The sequence below is a fragment of the Oenococcus kitaharae genome (assembly GCF_025758695.1).
GTDB lineage: Bacteria > Bacillota > Bacilli > Lactobacillales > Lactobacillaceae > Oenococcus > Oenococcus kitaharae_A.
The window spans coordinates 469,946-488,815 of the sequence record NZ_JANJQP010000001.1; the positions used below are offsets into that span (position 1 = coordinate 469,946).

The 18,870-nt window shown below is 43.4% G+C and carries 22 protein-coding genes and 1 pseudogene; 16 read left to right on the plus strand and 7 right to left on the minus strand.

Annotated features, from left to right (window positions below; all coding sequences use genetic code 11):
* The first annotated feature begins 166 nt into the window (after positions 1-166).
* The 8 genes from NRF22_RS02375 (at position 167) to NRF22_RS02410 (ending at position 5,968) form a co-directional block, all read left to right on the plus strand.
* On the plus strand, positions 167-1,084 hold the full coding sequence (locus NRF22_RS02375; RefSeq protein WP_263779065.1) for a phosphate/phosphite/phosphonate ABC transporter substrate-binding protein: 918 nt from the start codon (positions 167-169) through the stop codon (positions 1,082-1,084).
* A 242-nt stretch (positions 1,085-1,326) separates the two neighbouring features.
* Positions 1,327-2,178: an aldo/keto reductase gene (locus NRF22_RS02380; protein ID WP_263779067.1), complete on the plus strand. Its 852-nt coding sequence runs from the start codon at positions 1,327-1,329 to the stop codon at positions 2,176-2,178.
* A 256-nt stretch (positions 2,179-2,434) separates the two neighbouring features.
* The gene (locus NRF22_RS02385) at positions 2,435-3,073 is read left to right on the plus strand and encodes a DUF1345 domain-containing protein (RefSeq protein WP_263779068.1); all 639 of its coding nucleotides are present in this window, start codon (positions 2,435-2,437) and stop codon (positions 3,071-3,073) included.
* Positions 3,074-3,383: 310 nt separating this feature from the next.
* Positions 3,384-3,944, plus strand: coding sequence for an alkaline shock response membrane anchor protein AmaP (gene amaP / locus NRF22_RS02390; protein WP_263779069.1), 561 nt, complete (start codon positions 3,384-3,386; stop codon positions 3,942-3,944).
* Positions 3,945-3,955: 11 nt separating this feature from the next.
* Positions 3,956-4,129: a DUF2273 domain-containing protein gene (locus NRF22_RS02395; protein ID WP_032810206.1), complete on the plus strand. Its 174-nt coding sequence runs from the start codon at positions 3,956-3,958 to the stop codon at positions 4,127-4,129.
* 57 nt (positions 4,130-4,186) lie between these two features.
* On the plus strand, positions 4,187-4,753 hold the full coding sequence (locus NRF22_RS02400; protein WP_263779073.1) for an Asp23/Gls24 family envelope stress response protein: 567 nt from the start codon (positions 4,187-4,189) through the stop codon (positions 4,751-4,753).
* A gap of 44 nt (positions 4,754-4,797) precedes the next feature.
* Positions 4,798-5,052: a GlsB/YeaQ/YmgE family stress response membrane protein gene (locus NRF22_RS02405; protein ID WP_263779074.1), complete on the plus strand. Its 255-nt coding sequence runs from the start codon at positions 4,798-4,800 to the stop codon at positions 5,050-5,052.
* A 58-nt stretch (positions 5,053-5,110) separates the two neighbouring features.
* Entirely contained in the window at positions 5,111-5,968 is an 858-nt protein-coding gene (locus tag NRF22_RS02410; RefSeq protein ID WP_263779075.1) for a glycosyltransferase, read from the plus strand.
* Positions 5,969-6,217: 249 nt separating this feature from the next.
* Here the strand turns inward: NRF22_RS02410 and NRF22_RS02415 are convergent, their stop codons facing one another.
* Both NRF22_RS02415 and NRF22_RS02420 read right to left on the minus strand, forming a co-directional pair.
* The gene (locus tag NRF22_RS02415) at positions 6,218-6,565 is read right to left on the minus strand and encodes a CsbD family protein (RefSeq protein ID WP_263779076.1); all 348 of its coding nucleotides are present in this window, start codon (positions 6,563-6,565) and stop codon (positions 6,218-6,220) included.
* A gap of 487 nt (positions 6,566-7,052) precedes the next feature.
* Positions 7,053-7,511, minus strand: a complete 459-nt coding sequence (locus tag NRF22_RS02420; RefSeq protein WP_263779077.1) for a GNAT family N-acetyltransferase — start codon at positions 7,509-7,511, stop codon at positions 7,053-7,055.
* Positions 7,512-7,706: 195 nt separating this feature from the next.
* Here NRF22_RS02420 and NRF22_RS02425 point away from each other — a divergent pair, with 195 nt between their 5' ends.
* The 4 genes from NRF22_RS02425 to NRF22_RS02440 all read left to right on the plus strand — a co-directional run bounded on the left by NRF22_RS02425 (position 7,707) and on the right by NRF22_RS02440 (position 10,151).
* Entirely contained in the window at positions 7,707-8,771 is a 1,065-nt protein-coding gene (locus tag NRF22_RS02425; RefSeq protein ID WP_263779275.1) for an ABC transporter permease, read from the plus strand.
* 1 nt (position 8,772) lies between these two features.
* Positions 8,773-9,453 carry an ABC transporter ATP-binding protein gene (locus NRF22_RS02430; RefSeq protein WP_263779078.1) on the plus strand — a complete coding sequence of 227 codons (681 nt, stop codon included), beginning with the start codon at positions 8,773-8,775 and terminating at the stop codon, positions 9,451-9,453.
* A 99-nt stretch (positions 9,454-9,552) separates the two neighbouring features.
* A complete protein-coding gene (locus NRF22_RS02435; protein WP_263779079.1) occupies positions 9,553-9,816 on the plus strand; it encodes an AbrB/MazE/SpoVT family DNA-binding domain-containing protein in 264 nt (87 codons plus the stop codon).
* Positions 9,810-10,151 (plus strand): type II toxin-antitoxin system PemK/MazF family toxin, encoded by a 342-nt coding sequence (locus NRF22_RS02440; RefSeq protein ID WP_263779081.1) that lies wholly within the window; start codon positions 9,810-9,812, stop codon positions 10,149-10,151. The genes NRF22_RS02435 and NRF22_RS02440 overlap by 7 nt, the downstream gene beginning before the upstream one ends.
* A gap of 21 nt (positions 10,152-10,172) precedes the next feature.
* Here NRF22_RS02440 and NRF22_RS02445 read toward each other — a convergent pair whose 3' ends face one another.
* The gene (locus NRF22_RS02445; RefSeq protein ID WP_263779082.1) at positions 10,173-10,598 is read right to left on the minus strand and encodes a hypothetical protein; all 426 of its coding nucleotides are present in this window, start codon (positions 10,596-10,598) and stop codon (positions 10,173-10,175) included.
* Positions 10,523-10,795, minus strand: a complete 273-nt coding sequence (locus NRF22_RS08880; RefSeq protein WP_412178708.1) for a TMEM175 family protein — start codon at positions 10,793-10,795, stop codon at positions 10,523-10,525. The genes NRF22_RS02445 and NRF22_RS08880 overlap by 76 nt, the downstream gene beginning before the upstream one ends.
* Before the next feature lie 85 nt (positions 10,796-10,880).
* Here NRF22_RS08880 and NRF22_RS02450 point away from each other — a divergent pair, with 85 nt between their 5' ends.
* Both NRF22_RS02450 and NRF22_RS02455 read left to right on the plus strand, forming a co-directional pair.
* Positions 10,881-11,138, plus strand: coding sequence for a hypothetical protein (locus tag NRF22_RS02450; RefSeq protein WP_263779083.1), 258 nt, complete (start codon positions 10,881-10,883; stop codon positions 11,136-11,138).
* 129 nt (positions 11,139-11,267) lie between these two features.
* The gene (locus tag NRF22_RS02455; protein ID WP_263779084.1) at positions 11,268-13,064 is read left to right on the plus strand and encodes a heavy metal translocating P-type ATPase; all 1,797 of its coding nucleotides are present in this window, start codon (positions 11,268-11,270) and stop codon (positions 13,062-13,064) included.
* 49 nt (positions 13,065-13,113) lie between these two features.
* On the opposite strand, the pseudogene NRF22_RS02460 reads toward NRF22_RS02455, so the two are convergent.
* Positions 13,114-13,737: pseudogene (locus tag NRF22_RS02460) on the minus strand (alpha/beta hydrolase); the annotation flags it as partial.
* Positions 13,738-13,758: 21 nt separating this feature from the next.
* On the opposite strand from NRF22_RS02460, the gene NRF22_RS02465 reads away from it, so the two are divergent.
* Positions 13,759-14,076, plus strand: a complete 318-nt coding sequence (locus tag NRF22_RS02465) for a MarR family winged helix-turn-helix transcriptional regulator (RefSeq protein ID WP_263779085.1) — start codon at positions 13,759-13,761, stop codon at positions 14,074-14,076.
* Positions 14,077-14,257: 181 nt separating this feature from the next.
* The gene (locus tag NRF22_RS02470; protein ID WP_263779086.1) at positions 14,258-16,273 is read left to right on the plus strand and encodes a KUP/HAK/KT family potassium transporter; all 2,016 of its coding nucleotides are present in this window, start codon (positions 14,258-14,260) and stop codon (positions 16,271-16,273) included.
* Here the strand turns inward: NRF22_RS02470 and NRF22_RS02475 are convergent.
* Together NRF22_RS02475 and NRF22_RS02480 are read right to left on the minus strand one after the other, a co-directional pair.
* Positions 16,270-17,421, minus strand: coding sequence for an MFS transporter (locus NRF22_RS02475; RefSeq protein ID WP_263779087.1), 1,152 nt, complete (start codon positions 17,419-17,421; stop codon positions 16,270-16,272). The genes NRF22_RS02470 and NRF22_RS02475 overlap by 4 nt on opposite strands.
* Positions 17,422-17,538: 117 nt before the next feature.
* Positions 17,539-18,867, minus strand: coding sequence for a PTS sugar transporter subunit IIC (locus NRF22_RS02480; RefSeq protein WP_263779088.1), 1,329 nt, complete (start codon positions 18,865-18,867; stop codon positions 17,539-17,541).
* Between the last annotated feature and the right edge of the window lie 3 nt (positions 18,868-18,870).

The window sequence follows — 18,870 nt, forward strand, 5'->3', positions numbered from 1 at the left end:
TTTATTTATTAATACCAAAGCAAATTCTTGGGTAAATCGAGCTTGCTTTCCCCTCCCCACCGTGATATCGTATCAAGAGGTTAAAATAAAAGTAAACGATACCTTTATTTTAACCAATTAAAGGTATTATTTACTTAAATTATCAAGATTGAGAGAGTGAGAAGTTATGAGAAAAATTATCACCTTTATCGGCAGTCTGCTGCTGGCAGCTGGTCTCATTTCCAGCCTGCCTGCATCCCCTGCTTCAGCTGCACAAAGCCGTAATCCCAAAACAATACGTGTCGGATTCGTCCCTTCTGAGAATGCCTCGACAATGCAGGCGCGCGCCATCCCATTGGGAAAAATGTTATCCAAGCGCCTAGGCAAAAAAGTCCAGGTCACCGTTTCCACGGATTATAATTCGATCGTCGAAGCCCTGGGCTCCGGTAAAATCGATGTTGGTTTCCTACCGCCCGCAAGCTACGTCCAGGCTCACAAGCAGTATGGGTCCAAAGTTCTGCTCCAAGTCGTTCGAAACGGTATCAATCACGACGGCTCCAACCAAAAGAAAATGGTCAGCTGGTACCGGTCACTGATTCTTGTCCGCAAAGATTCCAATATCAAGAGTTTAAAAGACCTTGAAGGTAAAAATATCGCGGTCCAGGATTCGACCAGTGCTTCGGGTTACATCTTCCCCATTTACTACCTGAATGCTAGAGGCATCGATGTTGTAAAAAAAGCCCATCTTGTGACTGTCAAAGGCCATGATCAAGGGGTGCTGGCATTGGCAAACAAGCAGGCAGAGGCCGCATTCGTTTATCAGGATGCCCGCAATCTCGTCAAGAGCGATGTGCCTAACATTTTCAAAGACACGCGGATTTTGGCACAAACCATGAAGATTCCTAATGATACGATCACGGTTCGAAAGACGCTGTCCGCTTCACTGGACAAGAAAATTTCTAAAGCCTTCATGCAAATCGTGAAGACAAAAAAAGGCAAAAAGCTCGTCGAAAACCTTTATGGTATCGCCGGCTTTGAGCATTCGAAAAATAGCAATTTCAATGTTGTCAGAAAAGCCTATAATTCCATCACACAAGGCAACTAATGTATAGTAGAAAACAAGCCGATGGGCTTGTTTTTTTGTGGGTTCGATTCCCGATCGAGATATAGCCCCTTTGATCAAGAACTAGTCTTATTTGTGCACCAGGATTAGGAGATGAATGACAGCAGTTATGGACAAGACAAACACACTTACATTGATTGGCTGCAAGATGGAGCGATTTCCCCTTGAATCCATTTAATTTTGACTTAGAGAAAGAATTATAGAATGAGAGTGGAGGCAAAACAATGATAGAAACTCGTAAAATCCCTAATTTAGTACTCAATGACGGTCACCTATTGCCATCAATTGGATTTGGCACCTATGAAATCCGGGGCAACCGAGGGGTTGACCAAATTTTAACAGCTATTCAAGATGGCTATCGCCTAATTGATACCTCAACTAATTACGATAGCGAAGGTGCGGTTGGCGAAGCAATTCGTCGTTCCGGTATCCCGCGTTCAAAATTTTTTGTCACTTCCAAATTGCCCGGCAAATATCACCATTACGAGGATGCTTTAAAGATGATTCAGGAATCAATTTTCCGTATGGGAATTGATTATTTGGATTTATATCTGATTCATTGGCCAAACCCCAAACGTGGCCTTTACCTTGAAGCGTGGCAAGCTTTGATTGAAGCACGCAAACAAGGATTGGTTCGTTCGATTGGTGTTTCCAACTTTACAGCTGAGCACCTGGATAAGATTATTTCAGAGACAGCAGTAGTGCCAGCCGTTAATCAGATTGAAATCCATCCTTACTGGCCGCAACCAAAGATGCTGGCTGTTAACCAAGACCGTCATATCTTAACCGAAGCTTGGAGTCCCTTGGGCCGAGGCAGTAAAGAGTTATCCGAACCGTTGATTTTAGATTTAGCTAAGAAATACCACAAGAATGCCGGACAAATCATTCTGCGCTGGCATCATCAAAGAGACATCCTGCCGATTCCTAAATCCAGCAGTGTTTTCCACCAGCGGGATAACTTGGACATTTTCGATTTTGCTTTAAGTGATGATGAAGTTGCTCAGATAAATCAACTAAATCGTCCTGATGGCCGAGTTGATAATCAGGATCCAAACGAGTATGAAGAGTTCGATTAGTGTTTAATAAAGGCCGCGGTTAAGCGGCTTTTTTAATATGTTTTTGTTTTCGACTGGACCGACACTTTATGGACGATATCTTTTGTTGTGCTAGCCAAATCGTTGGTTCCTAGTTTTGGCACCGCTTGGTTTTCTAACACACCAACATTTCCGTCGAATTATCTGTTAATAGGCCAATTTTCTTAGCAGACCTTCTTAGTGATCAAACACGGAAATTACTTTAGTATAAAATTAAGTTAATTTCTAAGGGGCACTTGTGAAAATACAGACAGCAGTGAGAAAAAGGAATCGTTTTCTATTTTCAGCAGTTTTGGGTCTGGTGCTGTTTGGCGTATCCTTGTTCTTCTTTAATTGGCAGATAGCTCTATTGGCCGGTTGGGATACAGCATCGCTATCCTTAATTGTGTTAATCTGGTGGGCTTTTTTGCCGAGCAGCGGCCAACATACCCGCCAAATCGCTTTAGGTGTCGGTGTCCGCTATCCAGTTTTAGATGTTTTGATTCTCTTAGCTAGTCTCATTAGTCTTGTGATTGGCGTCCTTCTTTTTACAAGCAGTAAAGGGAACCCAATCAAAATTATTTTCTGTCTCTTTAGTATCTTCTGTTCTTGGAATCTAATTCACGTGCTTTATGCCGTCCATTATTCAGAAATGTACTATCGAAGGAATGCACATTTTAGCGATGGCGGAATTGATTTTAATAGCAAGGAAGCGCCAGATATCTGGGATTTTGCCTACCTATCTTACACAATTGGTATGACTTATCAGGTCTCTGACACAACTTTTTTGACCACAGATTTTCGAAAGTTGGCTCTGAGTCATGCTTTAATTTCCTTTTTATTTAGTACGGTTTTAATTGCCACGATGATCAATTTTATTGCTAGTTTAATGAGCTGATTTTGCTATCGATTCGCCATTGCTGACTTTTTTGTGATTAATCGACGACCATAACCAATAATCTGTGTTCCTTGATGGCACATACGGTCTTATCTGCTTAGCAATATACTGCATCGCTAATAAACAGTCTGAATTTAGCCGGATCAAGTCTCAGAGAAATAGGTGCCGTTAGACAATAACGGCTTAAATTATCTCCAAAATTAGCTCAACATTATCCTTTACTTAAAGCTGTTATAATTGAGTTGTAGCTGTTTATAAGCGCTTTCATTTCCACTTTCCATGAACAATGAGTTTCAGAAAAGGAGGTCAAATGTTAAAAACTATCAAATATTTATTGATGATGCTGGGTGCCTTGTTGCTGATCCCGCTTTGGGAGATCGTGGTTAGATTTCAGGCAATTGGATCTTTTCCTTTCAGATTGACCCCACTGACCCAGTACCCGGTCATCGGCGAATATATGCCTGTTATGCTTTTCTGGTTAGCCTGCGGTTTAATTGTGATTATTCTGTTGTGTTTGATTGTGATTACTTTTTGGCCTTCTCAAAAACATCAATTGGTTTTTAAGGAAGATCGAGGAACCTTGCAAATCCAAGAAAAAGCCATTGAGAACTTTGCGAAGCGAATCGCCCAAGAAAGTGGCTTTCTTGAAGAACCAAAAGTAAAAGTACGAGTAACCGCCAGAAGGATTAAGGTTCACTTAGAAGGATCTTTTAATCCTCAGGATGTTCTCCCCGATGTCAACCAGCGCTTTCAGGAGAATTTGAAAAATAAACTGTCAACGTTGTTGAATGCGCCAAAAGAAAAACTACGAATAACTCTGCAATTCAAAAATGTTTATCTAGCCAAGCACGAACACCATCGTGTGGAATAGGAGAAAAGAAGATGGAAATAATTTTTAGCAAATATAAGTGGCCGATCATTATTGGCTTCGTTGGCTTTGTGATTGCGATCTTATTTTTAACCTTAGGTTTTTGGCAGACTATCTTGATTCTTCTACTGACGACGCTTGGTGGTATGCTTGGTTTTTATCTCCACAACATTGGCATTTTGAAGTAGATTACGATCTTTAATTAAAGCAATTTAAAATAAAAGCTACAAAGGATGGCACTTCTTATGGATACTATTAATAAACACAAAGAAACTGGACCAGAGCAGACTGATAAAACAAACGCACCGCAGATTCGGGGGACTTTATCCTATGAGGATAAAGTGATTCAAAAGATAGTTGGGCTATCTATTGGACAAATCGACGGCTTGCTCACGGTTGATGGTGGCTTTTTCTCCAACATCGCCGAGAAGCTAGTCAATACAAACAATAAAACAACTGGTGTTGATGTTGAAGTTGGCAAAAAACAAGTCGCTGTTGATTTATCAATTGTAGCCGAATACGGCAAAAATATCGCTGAAATTTATCAAGAAATTAAGAAAGTGATTTCTAAACAAGTCAACCAAATGACCAATCTTGAAGTTGTAGAGGTCAATGTGAATGTCACTGATATTAAGACTCGAGAGCAATATGAAAAAGACTCAGTCAGTTTACAAGATAAAGCAAGCGAAGTTGCCGAAAATACCGGCAAGGCAGTCTCCGAACAAAGCGATAAAGTCTCAGATAAAGTTCAAGAAACAGTTAGAAAGACTCAAAATCGAGCTAAAGATGCTTCAAAACCAAGAGTTGAATAGTGTTGATAGGGTTTAAATAATCGTCAAAATTAAAGGAGAAAAAGATGCATATAATTTGGGTGTTAATCATTGGCGGCATCATCGGTGCCATCGCTGGCGCGATCACGAACAAAGGCGGCTCAATGGGCTGGATTGCTAATATCGCAGCCGGTTTAGTCGGATCCTGGCTTGGTGAATCTATCCTCGGAGACTGGGGCTGGCATCTGGCCGGCATTGCGATCTTTCAATCCATCATCGGCGCCGTTGTTGTTGTGGCCATTGTTTCCTGGCTGATGGTCAGGATGAATACAAATAAATAGGTATTAAAAAACTAAAGCACGATAAGTGCTTTTTTCTGACGATAGACTAGGAGAAACGATGGAACTGACTTCTACTGTTATTATGGGGACTTATAACGGGTCAGCTTTTATCTATGACCAATTAGCCTCCATCCTTGAACAAACAAGTCCTGTGACTAAAGTAATTATCAGAGACGATGGTTCCACTGATGGGACTTCCAAGATGATTGAGCAATTTATTGATAATCACGCTTTGCACCAAACATGGGATTTTCAGATCAACGATGATCAAAAGGGTTGGCGGAAAAACTTCATGGACATGCTTACCAAGATCGAAACCGACCTCGTTTTCTTTTCTGACCAAGATGATATCTGGTATTCCGATAAGGTCAGCACATTCCTGAAAGCTTTTTCTCATGAACAGCAGGCTGAATTAATTGTTTCGGACTATGATTTTCAGCCAAAAGATCAAACACTGTTGACCACGTACACCCTTCAGGAGAAACAAGCTGGTTATGAGGGCTTGTTTCAGCTAATTCCCAACGTTTATAATCTGGCTACTTATCGGCCTGGTTGTTCGATGGCACTCAAGGAATCAATGATTCCCTCGGTTATCGAAACTTTCAACAAAATTGCTATAGGGCCGAATGGATTAGCCCAATCGCATGATGAAGCGAGTTGGCTAACGGCCATACTCCGGGGTTCTTTCTATCACTTGGCTAAACCATTATTCAGCCGTCGATCACATGCAGATAGCACTTGGCAATCCGAGAAGAAAGCCCATCAGGATTATTTTGAAACAGCGGCTCATCAAGAAAACTTCGAAAATTTTGTGGCCAGCGTTGGCAGCGAACTAAATAGCGACCATTGGCGGATCAAGCCACTCCAGTCGAATCTAAAAAAAGAAATAGAGCTTTATTTTCAAGGCCTAAATTAACTATAAATCAGCTGGCACTTCGTTAAACTGCCAGTTTGCGGCCATATCGTCTCCAATGGATACCTGCCAAGCGATGACCCACACACTGCTGATTTTGCTCTCTTCCAAAAAGTTAAAATATATTAAACGTGTGCTAAGACGAAGAGAGCTGCCATTCGATTCTCAAAGAAAGCCAAAAAATCAACTAACAAAAAAAGACCAATGATCTCGTGTCGGTCTTTTTTTTACTGAGGCAACTAAGACGTCGTCTCAATTAAATTTATTTTTAATGTCGTTGACCTTGTCGCCTAATTCATCTTTCACATCAGAAAAGGTATCCTTGGCTTTCCCTGCAGCTTGTTGAAGCTTGCCTTTATCTTCTTGAAGCATGTTGCTACTGGCTTTTCCCATTAGGACATTTGCCGCGCCTACGACTCTATCCTTGATAGAGTCCTTTTTATTTTGCATTTTGTCTCCAGATTGGTCAATTTTCTTGGCAACTAATACTGTTCCTGCAACAAGAACACCTGTTGTAATCAGGCTACATGCAACCGTGACTTTTAAAAACTTTTTGAACATATTGTCCATAAAAGCTGGTCCTTTATGTTTTGATCTCATAATAGTGCTCCAATCGGTGAATTTGATGAGTTACGTAATATATGAAGATGTTCCTTTTTCTCAAGTAAATCGTTCTCGTTATCAATACTGCAGAGTTGAAGCCACCGCATTTAGTCACTTGCGAGCAGCTCACCTCTATTATACAGGTTAATGTAAACGCTTTTATAGTCGTGATATAATAACGATCTCGATGAGACTAGTGAGTCGAGCCACTACTAACTATCACACCACAAGTTTGGTAATTAACGTCATCCCAGAAATTCGCTGCAATTTTATACCAGTCAATGGATGAGTCTCGAGGTACCTTGCGAGGAACGAAGAACCAATCAATATGAATAACAAAGATCCTTTCAATTTTCTCATTTGTTTTCCCAATGAATAAACTGGTTCACCCTCACGTGCTTAATGGTAAGCATTCAGCAGATATTCTAGAAATAAAAAACACCCCCGAATTTAATCGGGCGCGTTTTACTAATCGTTTTCAATTCTAAAAATAAGTTGGCAGCTGATTCTTTGCTGGATGAAAATTTTCAGGATAATACATCAGCGTTGTATCCGAATAAGACTGGTTTTCCTGGCTGACAGCCTGAAAGCCCAATCGTCTATAGAAAGATGGATCGATGTCACTGAACAAAAAGAAATTAAATGCCGGATGGGCGGCCATAAATTGCCTGAGCATGGTCGTCGCATAGCCTTGGTGCCGGTGAACTGGATCCGTTGAGACCGACCCAATTCCTAACACGTGATCAGACAGTTCATAAATAATTAACGAACTCAGCAGCTGGCCTTGTTCTTCAAGAACCCACCAAGTACCCTGCTGATATTTAGTCGAAGAACGACATTCTTGTAGATAAGCTGCGACTGACTGGCACTCACTCCATGCGTCGTAACCCATCATATAAATTTGAGTGAGTTCGACCCGTGATGCTTTTCTTAGTTTGACCAATATAAAAATTACCTCGTGATTGTTTATTGTTGAAAAAAATAGCAAATTCATAAATTCGTTTTACTTGATTAATCATCACGATCGCCCCCTCTCATCAATACTTTTTATTATCACGCAAAATCACTAACAAAAATCCACTAAAGAGTAAAATGAGGCGGTAAGGCAGAAATCACAAAGTGTACAGGAGGTATGATTATGTATCTGGCTCTAAAGGAAATTCGTCACGAAAAACTGCGCTACACGCTGATCACGGCCATGATCGTCCTAATTAGCTACCTGATTTTTATTCTGTCGGGACTGGCAAACGGCTTAGCGAGCGAGAACACGCAGGCAATCGAATCCTGGCACACAAAAAGTGTCCTCTTGAATCGCAACGCTAATGTGAATTTGTCGCAATCCACGATCACAAAGAAACAGCTCGCTGCAACCAACCTGACGAAAAGCCAAGCAATTGTCGGACAAGCAGCGGTCGTTGTCAAAAGCAGCAATCGCGAAAAAGAATCGGCACAGTTTATCGGGCTCGACAAAAACCAATATATTGCCAAAAATCTCGTGGCCAGCAGTGGCCGCCCTTTTCGCAAGCAGCACGAAGTTGTCGTCGATCAGCAATTTAAATCCGAGGGCTACAAGATCGGAGACAAAATCAAATTCAATTCCGCGTCCAGCCAGTATACAATCGTCGGTTTTACGAAAAATGCCAAGCTTAATATCGCGCCGATTGTCTATGGACAAATGGCAATTTGGAAAAAGCTGCGTCCTTTCCCTGGCAGCCAAGTAGCTGGAAGTGCGATTATTTCCAAAACAGCTGACTTTGCGCCGGCAGTTAAAGGTTTAAAACAATACAGCAGCCCTTATTTCATCTCTAAGTTACCTGGCTATTCCGCGCAGAACACGACTTTTGCCTTTATGATCGGATTTTTGATGGTCATCTCATTGGTCGTGATTGCCGTCTTCCTATATATTCTCACGATTCAGGCTCTGCCAACATATGCCGTCCTTAGAGCACAAGGCATCCCCGGGGCTAAACTTGTCAGCACGATTATCAACCAATCGCTGATCTTAATGGTCGCGGGTATCATTGGTGGCGCCTTATTGACAGCCATTACAGCCAGCCTGATTCCTTTCGGTGTCCCGCTCTCCTTTAATCCCGTCATGTTGTCGCTGATTACCCTGGGCTTGGTGGTCATGGGAATTATCGGTGCAGCGCTGCCAGCAAGAAAAATTGCGAAAATCGATCCAGTCAGCGTTATTGGAGGTTAATATGTCAGCAATTGAATTAAAAAACGTTAATCATTATTTCGGTTCCGGCAGCAGTCTTGTTCACGTCTTACAAGATATAAATTTTTCTGCCAACAAAGGACAATTGGTGTTGATTATCGGTCCTTCAGGTTCCGGCAAGAGTACCTTTCTAACCATCGCCGGCGGTCTGCGGACAGCTTCATCGGGCGATGTCTCAATCGAAGGCCAATCGATTAATCAGCTGAGCCGCAAACAAAGCGATCAATTGAGGCTGGCTCATATTGGTTTTGTCCTGCAGTCCTATGCCCTGGTCCCTTATTTAAAAGTCAGCGAACAATTAGCTTTTGTCGATCGGATCAAGCCGGAAGGTAATCTGAATGCAGAAGAGCTAAAGGAACTGTTTGCCCAATTAGGTATCGAAGATTTGGTCAACAAATATCCCGGTCAGCTATCCGGCGGGCAAAGACAGCGCGTGGCGATTGCCAGAGCTGTTTACACAAATCCAGAAGTCATCCTGGCCGACGAGCCCAGTGCCGCTTTGGATTCAGACCGTGTCGTTAAAATCGGGCAGCTCTTTAAGGAACTGGCTGAACAGCGCGACAAAGCCATCGTAGTCGTCACACATGATACGCGTTTGATGCCTTTCGCGGACAAAGTCTATGAAATCATGGATGGCAAGATGAGCTTGCAGCAGAAACTGTAAAAACTAAAACTTCAAACATCGTTTGACCGAGATTCAACAAACTCAATTGTATCTACATAGTGTATACTTTAGTTAATAGATATGCAGGGGGCTAAGAAGATGAAAACACTTAAAGAACAAAGCAAAATTTCCCAGTGGGGCCACTCTAAAGCGGCTAGAATTCCTAGTCAAGTAATCGCACAACTGGGTCTGAAAGATAATCAAGCTTTGACCGTAACGATTGAAAACAATGCCATCGTGCTGACTCCAACAGAAGAAAAAGCGAGTGATATTCATGAATTGTTTGCTAATTGGCAAGACGACCATCAACGTGATCAGGAACTGGATTGGGGAGAATCTCAAGGTAATGAATTACCATGGTGACTCAAGGTGATATTTTCTTCGTGAACTTCAATCCTAGCCGCGGGCACGAACAAATGAATCGGCGCCCTGCCATTGCTTTGAGTAATGACCTCGTCTGTCAGACAAGCAATATGACAATCGTGGCGCCAATCAGTTCTACTCAGCGAGATTTTCCAATGTATTATCACTTAACCAGCAGTTCAGCTGTCCATGGCAAAATTTTATTGGATCAGACGATTGCCTTAGACCTGCAGGCACGTCACGTGACAGATAACGATGTGGCAGATCACGTTTCCCGTGAGGAATTAGCGGATATCATTTACCGTTACAAATTGTTGTTCAGCATCGACCACTAATAAAGTGAGCACGGTGCTTTTTTAGTTGTGCCCTTTCCCCACAAGACGGTATACAAGACGGTATATATAAGGAAGCAGGATCCAAAACAGCAGCACGCCCAGTACTGAAAAACTGGCAATTTCCGGTATCAGCAGCGTCAAAAAACAGGCTGCGACTCCGAAAATAACGAGCCAGAATCTGACATGATTCGTCTGCCGGCACTGCTGCTGTTCGGACTGTTTCACACGGTTGACGGCCGTCTTGCCCAGTATATAAAGTCCCAAGACCGATAAGACGTAGATGAAGACATAGCTGAAATTCGGCGCGGCCATGGTCGGGAAATTGCTGTGCCAAGCGGTGACAAAAGGCAGCAGGCTGATCGGAAAAAGCATCAAGACATTGACCCAAAGCAAGGTCTTATCGACAATCTGAATCGGCGCGATAATATCGTGTGGTGGCTGACCCAAAAGCTGGCGATAAATAGAAAACTAAAAAAATAGGAGCTGATTGTGTCGAGAAATTGCGTTTGAAACAGCTCCTGCCATTGGCCGGAAGCAGGCACACGCAATTCTAAGACCATGATCGTGATAATAATGGCAAAAACGCCGTTGCCGAAAGCTTCTAACCTACTTTTTGACATGGCTGTGTTTCCCCTTTGCTTCATTATAAGTAATCGGCGGCAGAATTAGATGCGACGCTGATTTTTGATGTGGATCGCACTATACTGGTGGCATCAGGGAGGAAATGCAATGACTGACAAAGTGACAAAAGAAAAACGCCGGCGGCGGCTACATCTAGCCTTTGATATTCTTGACATTTTTATAACCCTCTTCCTGGTCTTTACGGTGAATTTACTGATTTTTTCACAGCAGCCGGATGTCCTGAGCACGTTGGGCAAATACATGACTGGGATCATTGCATCGGCCTTTCTGATTTTTTTCGGTGCCATCAACACTTATCGCGCATTTAAAAAAGACGGATTTATCCATAAGAAAAACAAGTCATGAGACTTGTTTTTTTGTGAGTTCGACTCCTGTTCGGGGCATCGAACCCATTTTTCACAAATAATCTGTATTTTTCTCATTTTTTGCCTCAGGTCAATATGCTAATATGTCTTGAAACTTAAGGGGAGTTAAGTGACTAATTTTAGAAAATTTATGTTGGCGCTGATTATCGGCGTGATTGCCCTAATCAGCCAATTTGTTTTTGGAGCCGATGATGTCGCCTTCTGGCTGATCTTGCTGGCCGGTGGCCTGACCACGATTTCCATGCTGATCGGTATGATTAAAACCATCCGCAGTGGTAAATACGGTGTCGACATCCTGGCCATTACAGCCATCGTGGCGACCTTGGCCGTTGGTGAATATTGGGCCAGCCTGATCGTCTTGATTATGCTGACCGGCGGTGACAGTTTGGAAGATTATGCCAGCCGCCAGGCATCTCGTGAACTCCGGTCTTTGTTGGACAACTCGCCGCATACGGCACATAAAATAAGCGATCAGCAAACAATCGATCTGCAAGTCGAAGCTGTTCAAATCGGCGACATCGTTCTTGTCAAACCTGGTGAGACAGTGCCAGTTGATGGCATGGTGATTTCCGGCGAATCGACTGTTGACGAATCATCTTTAACTGGCGAATCTCGAGCCGTTGCAAAAGATGCTGATGATATGCTGATGTCCGGATCCGTTAATGGTGATGGCGCTTTGCAGTTTCGCGTCACGAAAATTGCTGCAGACAGCCAATATCAAAGGCTGGTCCGCTTAGTCAAGGAATCTGAAGCCAAGCCGGCACATTTTGTTAGGCTTGCTGACCATTATGCGGTACCCTTCACCCTGATTGCTTACTTGATTGGCGGCATTGCCTGGTTTCTCGCTAAGGACCCGGTCCGATTTGCTGAAGTGCTGGTCGTGGCTTCACCCTGCCCTTTGATTTTAGCCGCCCCAGTCGCATTAGTCGCTGGTATGAGCCGTTCCAGCCGTAAAGGCATCGTTGTTAAAAACGGGACGACAATTGAAAAATTAGCGAAAGCCAAAAGTGCCGCCCTTGATAAGACAGGTACGATTACGGCCGGCAGTTTGCTCGTTGACCAAATCAAGTCTTCGGATTCGACACTTTCACCAGACCGCCTGCTGATTCTAGCAGCCAGTGCCGAGCAGGATTCGTCGCATATCCTGGCCCGTTCATTATTGACCGATGCTAAAAATAAAAAAATCCACTTGCTGCCTGTCACAAACTTAGCCGAAGTCACAGGACAAGGGATTAAAGCTGAAGTTGCCAGCCAGCAAATCGCTGTCGGTAAAGCCGCGTTTGCCCAAAATCCAGCCACAGATCTACCGGATCAGACGGCCGTCTATGTCTCAATTGATGGTAAATACGCTGGCTCAATTACCTTTAAAGACACAGTCAGACCTGAAGCCAAAGCGACACTGGCTCGGCTAAAAGAATTGGGATTGTCCAAACTAATCATGCTGACTGGTGATCAGCAGCCTGTCGCCGATAAGATTGCAGCCGGACTGGCACTTGATGAGATCCATGCCCAGTGCCTGCCTGAAGATAAGATCAGCCTGATCAATAATATTCCCAAACAATACAAACCAATTATCATGGTCGGTGATGGCGTCAATGATGCCCCTGCTTTGGCCGCTGCGGATGTCGGTATCGCCATGGGTGCTCACGGATCAACTGCCGCCAGCGAAAGTGCTGATGCCGTTATTTTAAAGGACGACTTGTCGCGTGTTGCTGAAGCCGTCGATATCTCGCAAGACACGATGAGAATCGCTCGGCAATCTGTACTGATCGGCATCGGCATCTGTGTTTTCTTGATGCTTGTCGCCAGCACCGGCGTCATCCCCGCCTTATTTGGAGCCGCTTTGCAAGAAGTGGTTGATTCCGTTTCCATCCTGTCATCCTTGCGGGCCAGAAGAGATCATTAAAAAACTCCTTAATCAAATAAGGAGTTTTTTAATAAAAAGCATAAAGAAGTTACCTTTGATTCTTTTTGTTTATCCAATCAGTTGACAAGTCCATGGCCGCACGAGCAGCCCAAGTCTGATCCAAAGTATTCAGCATCACGAAATCATGAATCATACCTTGAAAACGAACTTGCGTTACTTCAACACCAGCATCACGCAGCCTGCGCGCATAAGCTTCGCCTTCATCACGCAAGACATCTGCTTCGTCAGTCAGAATCATGGCTGCCGGTAAATCTGCCAAATCTTCTAAACTGGCACGCAGCGGCGAAGCTGTAATTTCGGCACGAGCTTTTTCGTCAGTCGTATATTGATTCCGGAACCAGAGCATCCCCTCTTTGGTCAGATAGTAGTTATCACCAAATTCGTCATAAGAGACTGTGTCCATCGCAGCATCGGTCACAGGATAATAAAGCAGCTGCTGATTAATTTTCTGGCCACCACGCTGTTTGGCCAAAATTGTCATGACTGTCGACATATTGCCACCGACTGAATCGCCAGCTACAGTCAGACGGCTCAAGTCCAAATTCTCTTGGTCCTGCCAATCAGATAATTTCTGCAGCGTTGCGAAATTCTGTTCGATTGCAGTTGGATATTGTGCTTCCGGAGAACCAGAATATTCTGGAAAAACGACGACTTACTTCCTTTAGATGATCACTTGTGTTCCATTCTTCATGCCACTTCCAGAGCTATCCAGCGTTTGTACCACCCGAGTTTGGCAGAGATGGACCTAACCTATCCGCAATATCTGGCACTCGTGATTTTATACGAACATGATGATTTAACGGTTAAACGGCTTGGTCAATATTTGGAACTAGATAGCGGCACAATTACCCCTTTACTGAAGCGTATGGAAAAAGCCGAATTACTAACGCGGACGCGCGAACAAGACGATGAACGGATTGTCTATGCGAGTCTGACTGAAGCCGGCAGAAAAAAGCGCGAAGAGCACAGGATTCACCAAAAGTATTATTAGACCGCAGCCAGTTATCGTCACAAGAATGGCAAGAATTGATGCGTTTTGCTAATAAATTACTCGGAAATGTCGATCAAGATGCCTTAATCAAACAGTAAAACGGCTTCGGCTGTTTTTTAGTCTAATCGCAATTAGTGTTAATATGATCCATATTCTGGATATCTCATTTAAGGATTAACGGATGAAAAATAAAAATCATTTCAGCAAAAAAACGATTGGTGGTTTGATCGCCTTAGGCATCGTCTACGGCGACATTGGTACCTCGCCTCTGTATGTAATGAATGCAATTGTGTCAAATGCAGGTGGCTTGAAAAACGCCGACAGTACCTACATCATCGGTTGTTTGTCACTCATTTTCTGGACACTAATGCTGATCACGACAATCAAATATGTGCTGCTGGCCATGCAAGCGGATAACCACCATGAAGGCGGCATCTTTTCCTTGTACGCGCTTGTCAGAAATAGAGCAAAATGGCTGATCCTGCCGGCCTTAATTGGTGGAGCTGCCCTATTAGCCGATGGCACTTTGACGCCAGCCGTCACGGTCACTTCTGCAATTGAAGGATTAAAAGGCGAGCAGATTGGTATCGTTCGTTTCGGCCAATCTCAGTGGCCGGTCATTTTGACCGTGACAATCATTTTATTGTTTGTTTTTCTCTTCCAACGTTTAGGTGCTTCGTCAATCGGCAAACTTTTTGGCCCTCTGATGCTGATTTGGTTCTCTTTTATTGGCATTTTCGGGCTGATCAATCTGTTCGGCCACTGGGAAATACTCAAAGCTCTCTCACCAATTTATGGTATCCAAGTCTTATTCAGCCCTGATAATAAAATGGGATTTTTCATTCTCGGTAGCATCTTTTTAGCGACCACTGGTGCCGAGGCCTTGTATTCTGATATGGGCCACGTCGGAAAAGCCAACATTTATCGTACTTGGCCTCTGGTCTATCTTAGCCTCATGCTCAGTTACTTTGGCCAAGGTGCTTGGGTTATTTCTCAGAATAAAAACAGTATCGGCGAAGCTAATCCTTTTTATAGTATGCTGCCGGCTGATTGGCATGCCGCAGCAATCATTATTGCGACAATTGCTGCGATTATTGCCTCACAAGCACTGATCACGGGTTCCTTTACGCTAGTCAGCGAAGCCATCGGCCTCAAACTGTTGCCGAGACTTAAAATCACCTATCCTGGCAAAATCAAAAGCCAATCCTATATTGCCAGCGTAAACTGGCTGCTGTGCCTCACGACACTGATAATCGTCTGGCTTTTTCAGACCTCGGATCATATGGAAGCCGCTTACGGTTTGGCCATCACCGTGACGATGCTGATGACAACGCTGCTGCTTCACCAGTTTCTCATGATGAATAAACATCGCCTGTTAGCCAGTGTCTTCGTGATCTTTTTTGGATTCTTGGAGGGCGTCTTCTTGATTTCAAGTCTGATCAAATTTGTCCACGGCGGCTATCTGACTCTGCTAATCACACTTGTCATTCTCATGGTCATGATCTTCTGGCATTTTGGCAACGAAATCAGACGTTCTTATACCGCTGACAGCCAATACCTGTCTTTAAAAGAAGCAACGCCCAAGCTCCAGCAACTTAGTGATGACAATTCGCTGCCTCTGTACGCAACAAATCTGATTTACATGAACCGGGTCAAAGACAATTACCAGATTAAACGGCATGTTTTGTACTCGATCTTTGATGAACGGCCTAAAAGGGCTAAAGTCTATTGGTTCTTCACAGTCAATCAGACTGACTATCCTTACGGTGCCAGCTATACAGTCGACATGCTGGGTACAAGAAACATTGTTGACGTTCAGCTGTATTTGGGTTTTAAAAAATCTCAGCACATCACACGTTACCTAAGACGGATTGTCAACGACTTGATCGAGGCCGATGTGATTGACCGCCAGGTTCCCCGTTATTCGACGATTCCTGACCGGCAAGTCGGTGATTTCAGATTCGTGTTATTAAATCAGCGTGTACAGGACTTAAATTTTTTGCCGAATATCAAACGTCTCGATAAGTTTTTAATTTCCGGCCGGCTTTTCTTGCAACGGATCACAGCCTCTCAGCCAGCTTGGTATGGACTAGAATTTAGTGAATTCGTTGAAGAAACCGTCCCGCTGTTTATTAGTGAAAGCAGTCGAATTGATCTGATTCGAACAGAAACTGAAAATCAGGACCAAGGCTCTTAAACCGGAGCCTTTTTGTGTCTTTTTAAAGACAGCAGGACAATGGCGATAAGAATATGCAGCAGAAAAACCGTGACAAACAAGCTCGGATAGCTAAAACTCGTTACCAAAAAGCCGCCAATTGCAGGGCCGATTGCACGCCCTAATGATCCGGCCAGACTGCCGAAAGATTGAATACGACCGCGATTTTCGTCAGTCGCAAAGCGGTTCAGCATGGACGGAATCGCCGGAAAAGCTAAGATTTCGCCAAAAGTCAAAATGACAATTCCCACAACAAATTGCCAATAATTGCTGGCATCAATGATGACTAAGTACGAGAAGGAAAACATGACAATCCCGGAAATAATCCGCCATTTATCTGCGCGGAAAGTATCTCTGAAAACGATTTTCGTTATCGGCTGAATAATCAGCAGCACGATCGCGTTAATCGTGAAGAGCACACTATATGCCTGCACTGAAATGCCTTGTGAAATCATAAAAGTGGAAATGTTCGTGTCCCACTGTTCATAGCCCATCCAAGCAATCACAAAGCTCAAGCAGACTAAAACAACCGGCCAAAGGTGCGGAAAAGAATGAGTTTTTTGGGCTTTGGAATTATTTAGTTTCGTGTTCTTCTCTACTGGATGAATGCTCAACCTGACGAGAATTAAAGTCAAAATGAAAAGAATTGTCGAAAATCCAAAGACCAGGCGGACGTTGATGCCAAACAAAATACCAGAAAGAAAACTCGCCAGACCTGATCCCAGACTAGCCAGCCAATAATTGTTGTTAAAAATCTGCGGATCGTCTTTTTTCAAAAAAGCCAGATAGCCGTTAACGTTCGCGTTTAAAATGCCCAGGCCAAAACCATAAGTGGCAACCAATAAGGAATATGTCAGCCAGATCGGAAAGATCGTGATCAAGGCCAGTGACACAACCGTGATCGCCCCGCCCAGATACATCGATTGTTTGGGCTGCCAGCGATCAAAGAGAAAACCGCCGAGCAAATTGCCGGCCATCTGAGCCAGCGAGAATGCCATCAATACAAATCCGGCGATCAGCAGACTTTTGCCAAGTGTCCGATGGATGAACAAAGTCGTGATCGGCATAATCAGCACAATGCCCATATTTATGAATAAACTTGCTAACAATACCAGCTTATTTTTGAACATACTCCCCCGCTTGATGACCATTTATCCCAGAAATGTTGTCACACAAATAAGCTCAGTGTAGCTTTTTGCATAAAAAAAGACAATCGTATGATTGCCTTAATTAATTTCTTCAGAAACTTACTTTTGTGTTTCCAAAGCAGCTTCTTTAGCCATGACTCTTTCACTGATTTTCATGAAAGGAATGTAGAAAAGAACACCTAGGATAATGATCAGCAATTGCACCAAGACCGCTCGCCAATCACCAGCAGTGGCCAAATAGGCACTCAGCAATGGTGGTGTTGTCCAAGGAATTAAGACAACTACTCGACTCATCCAACCGATTGTTGTAAAGAAATAAGCAATCAAAATGCCGATAACAGGTTGGAGAACAAAAGGAATCATCATCGGAATATTGAAGACAATGGGATAACCGAAAATGACGGGTTCATTGATGTTGAAAATACCAGGTGCAGATGCCAAACTTGCAACGTTTTTGCTGACACGGTTGCGAGAAAAGATAAAGATCGCAATCAACAAACATAGAGTTGATCCTGTTCCGCCAATCATGCCAAATGTATCACGGAAAGTGTTTGTCAAAATGTAAGGAATCTGTTGATGGGCAGCATAAGCGGCCATGTTTTTATTCATGTTGATCAACAGAACCGGATCCAGCAAGGTACCATTGATAACTGTTTGATGAATTCCCAAAGTGAACAGGAAATTGCCGCAGCTATAAATGAATAGCATCCCCGGTAAGCTAGTATTAAAGCTCCGGAGAGGTTCCTGAATAATATTCGTAATCAGTGCAATGAGATTCGTCTTCCCAAGAACCAGTAACAAGGCTGAGAGCAAAGCCATGAGGCTGAGAGTCAGAATGACTGGAATCATGTCGCTAAAAGAAGCTGATACCGATGGCGGCACATTACCGCCAATATTAATCTTCAGATGCTTAATCTTTGACAATCGAATAAAAATTTCAGTCGCGACCAAACCAATAATAATACCGGCGAACATGCCAGTCGTGCCTAGATTTGAAAAACTCAGCACACCAGTCAAATCAACGGCCTTTTTTGCACCATTCGGTAGGACTGAAAGAGTAAATGGCATGACGATAATGAGGCTCGAGAGCGCTATGACTGCAGCCAGCAATCCGTTTGTGAAGCCTTTATTTCGTGCCAGAGTAAAACCAATCACAGGTGCCAATACGAGTCCAGCAATATTAAGTGTCCCGTTAGTAACCATATTTCCCCAAAACTGCAAATTGGCCAATGCCTGTCCTTTTGCAACAAAAGGAAAAATAACATTATTAATCAATACTGCTAATCCAGCTAAAATGAACAAAGGCATAATTGTCGCGAAAGCGTCACGCAAGGAACGCAGGTGAACCTCGTTACCGATTTTAGCCGAAACTTCAGAAAACTTATCCAAAAATCGTTTTCCTTGAGCTTTGTTCTCAGATTCGTTCATTGA

Coding starts and splice junctions, on each gene's coding strand:
- NRF22_RS02375 (WP_263779065.1), top strand. CDS start 167: ATGAGAAAAATTATCACCTTTATCGGCAGTCTGCTGCTGGCAGCTGGT.
- NRF22_RS02380 (WP_263779067.1), top strand. CDS start 1,327: ATGATAGAAACTCGTAAAATCCCTAATTTAGTACTCAATGACGGTCAC.
- amaP (WP_263779069.1), top strand. CDS start 3,384: ATGTTAAAAACTATCAAATATTTATTGATGATGCTGGGTGCCTTGTTG.
- NRF22_RS02395 (WP_032810206.1), top strand. CDS start 3,956: ATGGAAATAATTTTTAGCAAATATAAGTGGCCGATCATTATTGGCTTC.
- NRF22_RS02400 (WP_263779073.1), top strand. CDS start 4,187: ATGGATACTATTAATAAACACAAAGAAACTGGACCAGAGCAGACTGAT.
- NRF22_RS02405 (WP_263779074.1), top strand. CDS start 4,798: ATGCATATAATTTGGGTGTTAATCATTGGCGGCATCATCGGTGCCATC.
- NRF22_RS02410 (WP_263779075.1), top strand. CDS start 5,111: ATGGAACTGACTTCTACTGTTATTATGGGGACTTATAACGGGTCAGCT.
- NRF22_RS02415 (WP_263779076.1), bottom strand. CDS start 6,565: ATGAGATCAAAACATAAAGGACCAGCTTTTATGGACAATATGTTCAAA.
- NRF22_RS02425 (WP_263779275.1), top strand. CDS start 7,707: ATGTATCTGGCTCTAAAGGAAATTCGTCACGAAAAACTGCGCTACACG.
- NRF22_RS02430 (WP_263779078.1), top strand. CDS start 8,773: ATGTCAGCAATTGAATTAAAAAACGTTAATCATTATTTCGGTTCCGGC.
- NRF22_RS02435 (WP_263779079.1), top strand. CDS start 9,553: ATGAAAACACTTAAAGAACAAAGCAAAATTTCCCAGTGGGGCCACTCT.
- NRF22_RS02440 (WP_263779081.1), top strand. CDS start 9,810: ATGGTGACTCAAGGTGATATTTTCTTCGTGAACTTCAATCCTAGCCGC.
- NRF22_RS08880 (WP_412178708.1), bottom strand. CDS start 10,795: ATGAAGCAAAGGGGAAACACAGCCATGTCAAAAAGTAGGTTAGAAGCT.
- NRF22_RS02450 (WP_263779083.1), top strand. CDS start 10,881: ATGACTGACAAAGTGACAAAAGAAAAACGCCGGCGGCGGCTACATCTA.
- NRF22_RS02470 (WP_263779086.1), top strand. CDS start 14,258: ATGAAAAATAAAAATCATTTCAGCAAAAAAACGATTGGTGGTTTGATC.
- NRF22_RS02475 (WP_263779087.1), bottom strand. CDS start 17,421: ATGTTCAAAAATAAGCTGGTATTGTTAGCAAGTTTATTCATAAATATG.
- NRF22_RS02480 (WP_263779088.1), bottom strand. CDS start 18,867: ATGAACGAATCTGAGAACAAAGCTCAAGGAAAACGATTTTTGGATAAG.